This is a genomic window from Streptomyces sp. NPDC085866, from assembly GCF_044541035.1.
Classification (GTDB): domain Bacteria; phylum Actinomycetota; class Actinomycetes; order Streptomycetales; family Streptomycetaceae; genus Streptomyces.
In genome coordinates this window covers 380578-391587 of record NZ_JBITSQ010000010.1, presented here as the reverse complement: position 1 = coordinate 391587, position 11010 = coordinate 380578, and the positions used below count along the sequence as shown (strand labels likewise).

12 protein-coding genes are annotated in these 11010 nt (G+C 71.6%); 1 reads left to right on the top strand and 11 read right to left on the bottom strand.

Features of this window, described 5'->3' with window-relative positions:
* A partial coding sequence (locus tag ACIF83_RS27100) for a methylmalonyl-CoA mutase family protein (protein ID WP_399730711.1) occupies positions 1-743 on the bottom strand: 743 nt, incomplete at its 3' end.
* 80 nt (positions 744-823) lie between these two features.
* On the opposite strand from ACIF83_RS27100, the gene ACIF83_RS27095 reads away from it, so the two are divergent.
* A complete protein-coding gene (locus tag ACIF83_RS27095; protein ID WP_398137034.1) occupies positions 824-1654 on the top strand; it encodes a L,D-transpeptidase family protein in 831 nt (276 codons plus the stop codon).
* 217 nt (positions 1655-1871) lie between these two features.
* On the opposite strand, the gene ACIF83_RS27090 is transcribed toward ACIF83_RS27095, so the two are convergent.
* The 10 genes from ACIF83_RS27090 to ACIF83_RS27045 form a co-directional block, all read right to left on the bottom strand.
* Entirely contained in the window at positions 1872-2957 is a 1086-nt protein-coding gene (locus ACIF83_RS27090) for a hypothetical protein (RefSeq protein ID WP_399730708.1), read from the bottom strand.
* Entirely contained in the window at positions 2957-3619 is a 663-nt protein-coding gene (locus ACIF83_RS27085) for an RNA polymerase sigma factor (protein ID WP_393467936.1), read from the bottom strand. The genes ACIF83_RS27090 and ACIF83_RS27085 overlap by 1 nt, the downstream gene beginning before the upstream one ends.
* Before the next feature lie 311 nt (positions 3620-3930).
* Entirely contained in the window at positions 3931-4752 is an 822-nt protein-coding gene (locus tag ACIF83_RS27080) for a hypothetical protein (protein WP_399730704.1), read from the bottom strand.
* Between the two features lie 108 nt (positions 4753-4860).
* Complete coding sequence (locus ACIF83_RS27075) at positions 4861-5493, bottom strand: RNA polymerase sigma factor (protein ID WP_393467930.1); 633 nt, start codon at positions 5491-5493, stop codon at positions 4861-4863.
* 496 nt (positions 5494-5989) lie between these two features.
* Positions 5990-6382 (bottom strand): ArsR/SmtB family transcription factor, encoded by a 393-nt coding sequence (locus ACIF83_RS27070; RefSeq protein WP_393467927.1) that lies wholly within the window; start codon positions 6380-6382, stop codon positions 5990-5992.
* A gap of 195 nt (positions 6383-6577) precedes the next feature.
* Entirely contained in the window at positions 6578-6952 is a 375-nt protein-coding gene (locus ACIF83_RS27065; RefSeq protein WP_393467926.1) for a hypothetical protein, read from the bottom strand.
* Between the two features lie 401 nt (positions 6953-7353).
* Positions 7354-7740 (bottom strand): hypothetical protein, encoded by a 387-nt coding sequence (locus tag ACIF83_RS27060; RefSeq protein WP_398137031.1) that lies wholly within the window; start codon positions 7738-7740, stop codon positions 7354-7356.
* Positions 7741-7886: 146 nt separating this feature from the next.
* Positions 7887-8444 (bottom strand): hypothetical protein, encoded by a 558-nt coding sequence (locus tag ACIF83_RS27055; protein ID WP_393467921.1) that lies wholly within the window; start codon positions 8442-8444, stop codon positions 7887-7889.
* 91 nt (positions 8445-8535) lie between these two features.
* Positions 8536-9237 carry a DUF4328 domain-containing protein gene (locus ACIF83_RS27050; RefSeq protein WP_398137030.1) on the bottom strand — a complete coding sequence of 234 codons (702 nt, stop codon included), beginning with the start codon at positions 9235-9237 and terminating at the stop codon, positions 8536-8538.
* Positions 9238-9317: 80 nt separating this feature from the next.
* Positions 9318-10922 (bottom strand): glycoside hydrolase family 20 protein, encoded by a 1605-nt coding sequence (locus tag ACIF83_RS27045; RefSeq protein WP_399730737.1) that lies wholly within the window; start codon positions 10920-10922, stop codon positions 9318-9320.
* Between the last annotated feature and the right edge of the window lie 88 nt (positions 10923-11010).

Genomic DNA, 11010 nt, shown 5'->3' with positions numbered 1-11010 from the left:
GCGAAGTCGTCCACGTCCATGCCGGCCGCGACCGCCGTGCGGACGTACTCGATCCCGTTGGCGAGGGTGAAGGCGATCTCCTGCGCGGGCGACGCTCCCGCCTCGGCCATGTGGTAGCCCGAGATCGAGATGGTGTTCCACTTCGGGATCTCGGCCCGGCAGTACTTGAAGATGTCGGCGGTCAGTCGGAGGGAGGGCTTCGGCGGGAAGATGTAGGTGCCCCGCGCGATGTACTCCTTGAGCACGTCGTTCTGGATCGTGCCCGTCAGCCGGTCCGCCGGTACGCCCTGCTCCTCGGCGACCAGCTGGTACAGGAGCAGCAGCAGGGCCGCCGGGGCGTTGATCGTCATCGACGTCGAGACCTTGTCCAGCGGGATGCCGTCGAACAGCACCCGCATGTCCTCGATCGAGTCGATCGCCACACCGACCTTGCCGACCTCACCGGACGCGAGGGGCGCGTCGGAGTCGTGGCCCATCTGGGTGGGCAGGTCGAAGGCGACCGACAGGCCCGTGGTGCCGTGCGCGATCAGCTGCCGGTAGCGGGCGTTGGACTCGACCGCGGTGCCGAAACCGGCGTACTGGCGCATGGTCCAGGGGCGGCCGGTGTACATGGTCGGGTACACCCCGCGGGTGTACGGGTACGACCCCGGTTCGCCCAGCTTCCCGGCCGGGTCCCAGCCGGCGAGGTCCGCCGGCCCGTAGACCGGCTCGATCGGCAGCCCCGACTCCGACTCACGCGCCATGGATGCCTCCGCAGTACGGTTTGTCCCTCCTCACCATGCCCCGTAGTTCGGCGGCGGTCACGCGGGGAAACATCCCCGGCATGAGGATCCCGGGGAGACCAGCCGTCCTACTCGTCTCGGCCGCCGCCCTCGCCGCGCTCTGCGGCTGCACCGTGCAGCCCCAGGACGCCGACGGCAAGCACCGCCCGCCGGTGCAGGTCCGGCTGCCCTCCAGCCCCGCCGCAGAACCCACCCGAACGGCCGAGAGCACGCCCGCCGCCAAGCCCGACCGGCCCGCGCCCCGGGTGCTGTGGACACGCGGGGACAGCGGCCCTGGCGTGCGCGAGCTGCAGGCGCGGCTCCGCCAGGTCGCCTGGCTGTTCGACGGACCGACGGGGACGTACGACGATCTGACCGAGCAGGCCGTCCGTGGCTTCCAGGGCAAGCGCGGGCTGCCGCGGACGGGAGAGCTGGACACCGTCACCTGGCAGCGGCTGCTGGCCATGACACACCGGCCGGGCCGATGGGAGCTGTACCTGATGGGCGGTCAGCCGGCCGCCGCGCCCGACCCGCGCTGCCTGACCGGCCGGGTGCTGTGCGTCAGCAAGACCAGCCGGACGCTGCGCTGGATGATCGACGGGCGCACGGTCGAGACGGTGTCCGTCCGCTTCGGCACCCAGTACACCCCCACCCGCGAGGGTGAGTTCCACGTCTACTGGAAGTCACGGCACCACGTGTCGACCCTCTACCACTCCCCGATGCCGTACGCGATGTTCTTCAGCGGCGGCCAGGCGGTGCACTACTCCTACGACTTCGCGGCGCGCGGGTACGCGGGCGGTTCGCACGGATGCGTCAACGTGCGGGACGAGGCGGCGATCGCGCGGCTGTTCGCGCAGGTGAGGATCGGCGACAAGGTCGTCGTCTCCTGGTGAGGAAGCGGGGCGCGGGCGGGACCGGGGGAACGTGTCCCGCCCGCGCCAGGTGCACGAGCCGCGGGTACGGGGGGAACCCCGGCTCAGTGCTACGGCCGATGACCAGTCGGCTCACTCAGTACTGCGTCGCGGGGCCCGGAAATGTCACACCCCTCGCGGAAAAATTTTCGCGGTTCACAAAACCGCAGGTCACAGGCGGGGTAGGTGCCCGCAGAACTCAGAGCGCGGTGTACGACGGGCTCGGCGAGGGCACCGGTCCGGCAGCCTTCCGGTCCGGGCCGAGGGGCACGAGGGCCGAGGGTGCGGGGCTGACGGCGCGGCCCCGGCGGTCGTGGCGGTGGCCGTGACCCCGGCCCGGGTGACCGTCGTCGTCACCGCCCTGGCCGTTCCCGTCACCCTTGTCCTTGCCGTCGCCGTCGCCCCCGCGGCCCTTGCCGCCCTCGTCGTCGCCGGTGCCCTTGCCCGTACCGCCGGAGCTGTACTGGCCCGCCAGGACGGACTTGCAGTACGTGGCCACCCGGGAGGAGCCGCCCGCCAGGCCCTCCAGGACCCGCCTGCGGTCGGATCCCAGCTCCCTGCCGTCCCTCAGGTCGCGGCAGGCCGCGCGTGCGACCTGCCACCAGGTGCCGGGGGTCCCGGAGGCGTCACCGGAACCGGGCGTGACGCCCGGGTGCGTGCCCTGCTGGGTGGCTCCGCCGGAGGGGTCGAGCGACCCGCTCGTACCGCCCTCGGGCGTGTCCGTGCTCGGGCGGATGCCCTCGGGGGACTGCGGCGTGGGCGAGGTGTGCGGCTGCCCGGGGCTCTGGGCGGCGGAGACGGAGGAGGTGGGATTTGGGTGGTCGTCGTGGAACGGGATCGGCAGCACCCCGCTGCCGGCGGCCATGGCGACCCCGCCGAGCGTGCCCGCGGCCACCGCCGCGGCGAGCGCGAGGCGCACCGGGCGGGCCCAGCGCGGGCGACGGGCGCGGGTTCCGGTACGAGTCGGGGCGCCGATGCGGACCAGTCCCGCGTCGGAGACGCTCGCGGGCGGGCGGGAGCGCCCGGCGGGGGTGCCGTCGCCGAGCGCGGCGGCGGTCCGTTCGGCCTCGGCCGCCTCTCGGGCCTTGCGGAACGCTGCCAACGCGCCCTGCTCGCCGGGGAGTTCACCGGTCGCGGGAGCCGCCTCGGCGGAGAGTGCGCCCAACGCCTTCGCAAGCCGTTCCGCCTGGTCAGATGAGGAGGCGTCGACGGCTTCCAGCGACTCACCGCGCAGCAGACGTTCCGCCAAATCACGGGTAAGCCACTTGTTGTGCTCGTCGGCCATCACATGTCCTTCTGCGTCCTCGCACGCGTATGCGTCACAGTTGCGGACGTCACCGCGCGACCACGCGGTTCTCGCTGGGGAGGGAGCGCGTCGAGCACGCCCGCCGATTCCGGATCGTCACCGAGCAGCTCCGCCAGCCGCTTCAGACCGCGGTGCGCGGCGGTGCGTACGGCGCCCGCGCGCTTGCCGAGGGTCTCGGCGGCCGACTTGGCGTCCAGGCCGACCACCACGCGCAGCACCACGGCCTCGGCCTGGTCCTGCGGGAGCCGGGCGATGAGCGAGAGGGTGCTGTCGGTGGCCAGGGCCTCGATGGCCTCGCCGGCCGTGTCGGACTCGGCGGGCCGGCCGGTCAGTTCCGTCTCGTCGCCGCCTATCGCGGGGCGGCGGCCACGCATCCGTATGTGATCCAGGGCGCGGTTGCGGGCGATACGGGCGGCCCAGCCCCGGAAGCGGTCCGCGTCACCGCTGAATCGGTCGAGGTCCCGGGCTATCTGCAGCCAGGCCTCGGACGTCACGTCCTCGGCGTCCGGGTCGCCGACCAGCGTGCGTACGTATCCGAGCAGCCTCGGGTGCACCGCGCGGTACACCGTACGGAACGCGGTCTCATCCCCGCCCTGTGCCGCACGCACCGCGGTGGTCAGCTCCGCGTCGTCCCCCAGCACCGCACTCCCTTTACGCCTGTCTTCGGTCGGCGCGAATGGCACGTTACGGCGTGAAACCGCTCCCGTCCAGGTCGGTAGAAGATGCAACTAACTCGTGACGCGCCCAGGTGTGACAGAAAACGCACTCTCGACGCTGAAGGAAGTACGGGCCGCACGGCGGCCCGTGAGCGCGACGGCCGGGGCCTCTCCTGTGGGGGGTGGCGGCCCCGGCCGTTGCCCTGGCGCCTCACGGCGCTGTCGAGCCGACGTCCGACGGTGGGTGAATCCTCACGTCGGCAGGTGAACCCTCGCGTCCGACAGCGGGGACGACGTTACTTCTTCCCGCCGGACTTCCCGGAGTTGGCAGAGTTGGTGGGCTTTTCTCCCACTTTGCCACTGTTGTCACTATTGCCGTTACTGGTGCCGTTGCCGCTACTGGTGCTGTTGCTGCTGTCGGAACTGCTGCGCTCGTTGCCGCTGTTGTGCGTCTTGTCGCCCTTGTCGCCCTTGTCACTGTTCACACCGTCGGCGCGCGCGATCCGCTCGGCGCAGTAGCCGGCGACGTTCTCCTCGCCGCCCGCTGCCGTGACGAGCCGCTGCCAGGCCGTGGCGCCCAGGGCCTTGCCGTGGTCCTTGACCTGCTCGTAGGCGCGGCACTGGGCCAGGGTGTCCTTCGCCGTGGCCGGGTGGTGGGGGCGCACCGAAGCACCTGCGGACCCGGGAGCGGCCGGCTCCGCGGTCGACTGTCCCGGGGCACTCGACGAGGGCCGCTTCTGCTGCCCGCCGTCGTCCTTCCCGGATCGCACGGAGTCGATCGCGGCGAAGGCGACGCCGCCCAGCGTGACGCTCGCGAGGAACACCGAGACGGTGGCCTTCAGCGAGAGCCTGGCGCCGCGCGCCTGCCGGGGCCGCCAGTCGTCCCGGCGCCGGGTCCGCACCGCGTGCGCACCGGAGTCACGGGCGGCACGGAACGCGGCCACGGCGCGTCGCTCGGCCTCGGGGTCGATACCGCTCGAGGTTCCGCCCGGGCTGAGCGCGGCGCCGAGCCGCACCTCGAAGGCGGCGACCCGGTCGGCCGGGGCCGGCCCCAGGACGGTGCCGCCAGGGTGCCCGCGCCGGCGGCCGGGCTCCTCGCCGCTGTGCCGTTCACCCATGTCCGTTCCCGATCCTGTTCCTGGTGCGGCCCGCCCGGCGTCTCGGATCTGCCGGGGGCCTCGCCCCACTGTCTCTGCAGAATCCATACGGCTGGCGGCCGTCAGCGTTCATTTCGACTCCCCCAGCGTCCGCGAGCCGTCATCCGTCACACCTGCGTCCGCCGCGTCCTGGACGCCCAGCTGGCGGGCGAGCCGCTTCAGCCCGCGGTACGCGGCCGTACGGACCGCGCCCGGTCGCTTGCCGAGCACGCGCGCGACGGAGGGGCCGTCGAGGCCGACGACCACCCGCAGCAGGACGGCCTCGGCCTGGTCGCGCGGCAGTGACCGGACCAGTTCCAGGGCGCGCTCGGTGGAGATGGACTCCAACGCCTGTTCGTGGGTGCTGTGCGGCCCCGGCAGATCCAGTACGTCCTGTTCGAGCGCCGTCCCCCGGGGCCGTACCCGCTGCCTGCGCAGGTGGTCCAGGGCCCGGTGCCGGGCGATGGTCGCGGTCCAGCCGCGGAACCCGGCACCGTCTCCCCGGAACCTGCCGAGGTCGCGGGCTATCTCCAGCCAGGCGTCGGAGGCCACGTCCTCGGCGTCCTCGCCGACGAGGCCGCGCAGAAAGCCGAGGAGGCCCGGCTGCACGATCCGGTAGGCCACCGCGAAGGCGTTCTCGTCACCGTCCTGGGCCCGTGCGACGGCCGCGCCCAATTCCCCGTCGTACGCCTGTACGCGGCGGGGTTCCCTTCCGTGGCCCAAGAACCGTCCTCGTCCGTACCGAGCCCGGGCCGCGCCCGCGCTCGCCTCGAATCCCCATCGTGCGACACGGCAGCCCGTGTCCCACGCCCCACGGTCATCAGCGCCGAAGCTCACAGATTTGTCACAGTCGGCAGCGGGCTGCTTGTCACGGCCCGCCGCGGCCTCGCCGGTCACACCCGCGGCGCCGACGTCAGCCCATGGCGACACACGGATGCGCACCGGGCCGTATCCACCCCATGAGCTGGTTCATCGTGGCCCTGCTGCCGTGTCGCCCCGTTCGTGGCGCCGTTGGAGCCGACCCGGCCGGCGCGGCGACGCAGCACGTACGAGCACGGGACCGCGAAGAGGGCAGCACGAATCAACCCTTTGACAGACACATTGAGTTCGATGAAGGCCCGGTTGTGCGGCGGCTACGGAAAGGACGGTGAGCGTTCGGATGGAGCGGTGCGAACAGGGCAGAGCGGAATCGCTCTCACCGAGGCAAGACTTCCCGGATTTACACCGCTTCTTGGGCAGACCTGGCTGAAGTGCTGACTGCCGCTGTTGCCTGTAGCGGGGCGACGTCGGTCTGCTGGAGTTCCGCCAGGAGCTGGTTCCGCCCGGCCAGAAGCTCGGTCAGGATACGGCGGGCCGAGCGCAGGAGTTCGGCTACATCGCCGCCGGCGAGCTCGTACTTGACGGTGGATCCCTCTCGTGTGGACACGACGATGCCTGCACGGCGCAGGACCGCCAGCTGCTGCGAGAGACTCGAAGGCTCGATCTCGATATCGGCGAGCAAGTCCCGCACCGGGACCGGGCCGTGCTGCAGCAGTTCCAGGACCCTGATGCGCGCTGGGTGCCCGAGCATACGGAAGAACTCCGCCTTGGCTTGGTAGAGAGGTACTTGCACAGCACTCTTCCTGCCTGTCGAGGTGGCTTCTCGTATCGCGGTGGCGCCCTGAGGACGCCACCGCGATGCGTGTCGTGCCTGCTCATTCTTCTCGGTCCGGGTGCCCGTCGTTCATGAGTTGTCATCCTCTCCATGTGATGGCTTGAAGAAGTATTCAACTCATGGGCGCACGTCAGCCCGGTCCTCGAGTACGGCCTAGACCTCGAGTTGCTCTTCGATCCGCTTGAGCTGATGGCGGGCCATGGCCAGGTTCGAGCGGGCCTTGTCGATGACGAGATAGACGAACAGGCCGTTGCCGCTGCGGCCGGTCACCAGCCGGATGAGGTGGTACTGCCCTCCCAGCGTGATCAGGATGTCCTCGATCTGGCTCTCGAGGCCCAGATGCTCCATCGTGCGCACCTTGGCGCGGATCACGTCCGTGTTCCCGGCCGCGGCGACCGTCAGGTCCAGGTCCCTGCCCCCGCCCAAGGTGCCGAGGGCCATGCCGCTGGTGTAGTCGACGACAGCCGCCCCCAGCGCCCCCTCGATCCCGCTCATCATTTCCTTCAGAGCCACTTCCACACTCGCCATCGGCGCTTCCCTTTGGTTGTCGGCTGCGGCGGGCTGCCCGTTCCTCACCCGCCCACAACCGCACCGTAGGCGCGCCGGCCCGGCGGGCGACAAGCCTGCTCGGAAGCGGCCCAAGATGATCGGACAGCCTTCGAATGTGCTTGTCTGACGATCAGAATTGACGAGCCGTCCGAAGAACGGCTCGGACAGCGCTGACGCGGGTGCTGGAGCTGCTCCCGGACACGGACTGGTGATCGGCGATCTGGTGATGGCACCCCACTGACGGTGAGACACGGCACCCCGTCGCCGGTGGCTCCGGCGACGGGGTGCGTCGGATGGTGCTTGTGGTGACCTGCTCAGGCGCAGTTGCCCGATGAATCCGGCCGGCGGCCCGCCCGTCCGGGAGCGGCACCGCCGGGCGTTCAGGCGGAAGCGGTCGCGTCGCGACAGAGCAGGCGCAGGGAACCCTGGCCGGCGAAGCAGCGGCGGGCCTCCTCGATGGGGTCCCACAGCTTGCCGTCGGGTGTGCGGACCCAGTGGTCGCCGCCGGTCGACCACCACTCGGCGCCGGTCTGGCGGACGATGACCTCGCCGGCGTAGGCACCGAAACCGCGCAGCACGTTCCCGACCGCCGCGTACGGCGGATCCTCGCGGCGGATGTCCTCGATCATCCGGTCCACCCGCCACAGGCTCTGTGCCGAGTAGTCGAGCCGCACCCGCGCGCCCTCGCGCATGGTCGCCACCGCGTCGGCCGCCCACCGGACGGGCTTCGCCGCTGCGTGCGGCCTGGTCTCCTGCTGTGCTGTCACGTACGGCGCTGTCACATAGGGAGAAGCGGCCGGGGCATGGCATCCGTCACCCGGATCGGACCCGGTTCCGCAATCGGCGCAGGACCGCCCCACCGCCACCGCACGACGGCCACAGGAATCCCCCAGAACCGGGGTTTGGATTACGGTCAGCCGCGGCTGCGGGCCCGGCGGGACACGACCGCCTGCAGCACCCGGCGGCCCTCGACCGAGACGTCCAGGGCGCGGCGCAGCCCGTTCGAACCGTGCTCGGCGAGGAGCTCCAGGACAGTGACCTGGCGGCGCAGCTCGGCGGCGACGAGCGGGGACGCGTCCGCGGCGCCGCCCTCGCGCCCGGTGTCCGGGCCGTCGGCCGACGAGCTGCCGCCCGCGGCCGGGTCGAGGAGCCGGTGGATGCGCAGGGAGGCGACGGAGCAGGCGTCGGCCCAGGCCCGTATCGCCTCGGCGGTGCGTTCGGCCGGAGCCGCGTCCAGCATGCGGTGGGCGAGCTGCTCGGCCTCGTCCTCGCCGGCCTGCGCCGGACCGAGCGCACCCCGCGCCTTCTCCAGGCCTGCGACCCACTCGGAACCGTCGACGAGGCTCGCCCACAGCGGGCGCAGCACCTCGTCGTCACCGCCCAGCAAGGGCACGCACCGGTCCAAACAAGCCAGCCCACTGGCAGCCAGTCCGCGTTCGTCGGCCTGAGCGATCAGTTCCACCAGGCTCATGAAAGCCTCCCTCGCCAGGGCGCCGCCTTTACGGAGCCCGCACTTCCCCTAACTGCGTGCGACGGCGAGAGAGTGTCACATCAGTGGGTTTTCAGCCAAGAGCCGGGACGAACACGGGTCCCGCGAGGGCCTTCTCGTGCTGCATGCGGGTCAGCCGCAGCACGAGCAGGACGGCGAGTGCGGCGGCCAGGATGTCGACGCCGTCGGCGATCATGACGTGCAGCGCGGCGTCCCGGATCGCCGGGGCGGTGCGCGCCGCCTCGTACTCGCTCTGCATGAGTCGGCCGACGGCGGTGGAGAGCAGCCAGAACCCCCACCAGGCGTTGATCAGCCCGTGCCGCGCCCGCACACCGACGGGGTGACTGGCGTCCCAGACGTCCAGGGCGATCCGGCGCGGGAAGTAGAAGTTCGCGATGGGCACCACCCAGCCGGCGATGGTCCACGCGCGCGCCTTGCTGTGCCCGTCGGGGCTGAACACCTCGGCGTTCACCCGCGCCCGGTAGAACCAGACCAGGAACACGACCGCGCAGACCAGCCAGAGCACGCTCTGTGCGCCCCCCGCCGCCGAGTACAGAGTGTCCGCCCGGTCGGCGCGCCCGGAGAGGTGCTTGCCGAGGGGGCCGGCGCCCGCCGCGAGGTCGTCCGCCACGCGGTACACGTTCAGACCGGCCACGACGGCCGCCAGGTCGGTCAGGGCGACCAGGCCGAGAAGCACGGCGGTGGCCCTGCCGAGCCCGACCGGCGAACGCAGCCGGGCGCCCTTGGTGCCGGCGCTCATGACATCAGTGCTCATGGTGCATCCCCCGTGTCCCCCAGGTACGTCGTGGCAGGCGGAAGATACGGTTCACCGGCCTGGCATGTCCACCTGAAGAATCAGCCCAGCCGGTCCGCCAGCTGCTTGAACTGCGCCCAGGACAGAGCGGGCGTACGCGGGTCCCACAGCTTCTGCACGGTGGCCCGCAGCGGCATCCGGATACCGGCCGCCACCTGGTCCTGTGTCTGGGCGCCCGCGATGTCGCTCCACACCGCGAAGGACCCGCCGAGGATCTGCCCGTCGTAGCTCGCCGGTACGGCGGTCGTGCCGCGCAGCACCCGGGGGTTCCACTGCTCGTAGATGCGCTGCCCGGTCGGGTAGACGAAGGTCTGCGGCTGCCCGAGGACGTAGTACAGGAACTCGTCGTTGTAGTTGAGCACCTTGCGGCCCGCGCTCAGGTACTCCACCGGCTGCCTGGCGCCGATCTCCTTGCCGGTCCAGTAGGCGACCTGGAGGTCCTTGGCGGGCTGCACCGACGTGTTGCGGAAGAAGCCGTCGTTCCAGGCCCGCATGGTCCGGTCGTGGGCGCGCACGGTGGCGGCCCGGTCGTTCAGCCAGCCGGTGGCGAGGTCGGCGACGGTGGCGCCGGAGCCGTACTTCTGCCGGGCGGCGGCCGCCAGCTGCGGATACGAGGCCTGTGGGTTCGCCGCGGTCAGCGCCTGGTACTCGTCGCCGCCGAGATGCCACTGGTCGCCGGTGAAAAGCCCGGCGTACTCGCCCAGCAGGTCGTCGACGATCTTCGCGGAGGCGGGCTTGGATATGTCGATCGCGCCCCGGGTCGCCACCCCGTTCACGTTGCGCAGCTGCAGGTCGGGGTGGGCGGCGATGACCGCGCCCAGATGCCCGGGCGAGTCGATCTCGGGCACCACGGTGATGTGCCGGGCGGCCGCGAGGCTGACGATCTGCTTGACCTGCGTCTTGGTCAGATGGTCCTTGGAGACGATCTCGGGATGGGTGCTGGACTCGATCCGGAAGCCCTGGTCGTCGGAGAAGTGCAGCCCCAGCTCGTTGAACTTCAGGTCCCCCAGCTCGCGTATCCGGTCCTCGATCCAGGTCGCGCTGTACGGCTTGCGTGCGATGTCCAGCATGAAGCCGCGCCGCGGCTTGGCGGGCTCGTCCCGTACGACGCCCTCCGGCGCCGTACCGCCGCCGTGGACCTCCTGTTTGAGGGTGCGGGTGCCGTAGAAGACGCCCGCGTCGCCCGGCCCGCTGATGTCGACCCGCCCGTCGCGCACGGTCATCGTGTACGACTCCGGGTTCCCGCCGCCGCTGCCCAGGGCCAGCCGCAGATCGCCGGCACGGACGTCGTTCTTCTCCCCCGCGTACGACAGCCCCAGCTCACCGGCTATCAGCCGCCCCTCGTCGGCCAGCTCCGGATCGCTCACCACCACCCGCTCGCCCCGCTGGGCCCGCCAGCCGGGACCGCGCGCCGGGGTGTGGGAGCGCACCGCGGGTATGGTGCGCGGCGCCTGGGAGAGCGGATAGGACCGGCTGGGCGAGGGACTGCTCGGCGTGGCGGCGCGACCGGACGCGGCACCGGAGGTGCGGTCCGACGGCGCCTGCGCCGCGCCGCCCGCCGGTTTTCCGCCACCGCCACCGTCCGCCGAGGCCCACACGCCCACGCTCACGCCGAGCGCGACGGTCCCCGCGAACGCGGCGGCCACGACCGCCCGCTTCCGCCTCACCTGCTGCGCCGAGGCCCGGCGCCTGTGCTGGCTCACCCAGCCAACGTACGACCGATCGGAGGTTCAT

What these genes read in the sequence shown, in the direction of transcription:
- ACIF83_RS27080 (WP_399730704.1), bottom strand. Translation starts at nt 4,752, where the DNA reads ATGGGTGAACGGCACAGCGGCGAGGAGCCCGGCCGCCGGCGCGGGCAC.
- ACIF83_RS27065 (WP_393467926.1), bottom strand. Translation starts at nt 6,952, where the DNA reads ATGGCGAGTGTGGAAGTGGCTCTGAAGGAAATGATGAGCGGGATCGAG.
- ACIF83_RS27095 (WP_398137034.1), top strand. Translation starts at nt 824, where the DNA reads ATGAGGATCCCGGGGAGACCAGCCGTCCTACTCGTCTCGGCCGCCGCC.
- ACIF83_RS27090 (WP_399730708.1), bottom strand. Translation starts at nt 2,957, where the DNA reads ATGGCCGACGAGCACAACAAGTGGCTTACCCGTGATTTGGCGGAACGT.
- ACIF83_RS27050 (WP_398137030.1), bottom strand. Translation starts at nt 9,237, where the DNA reads ATGAGCACTGATGTCATGAGCGCCGGCACCAAGGGCGCCCGGCTGCGT.
- ACIF83_RS27055 (WP_393467921.1), bottom strand. Translation starts at nt 8,444, where the DNA reads ATGAGCCTGGTGGAACTGATCGCTCAGGCCGACGAACGCGGACTGGCT.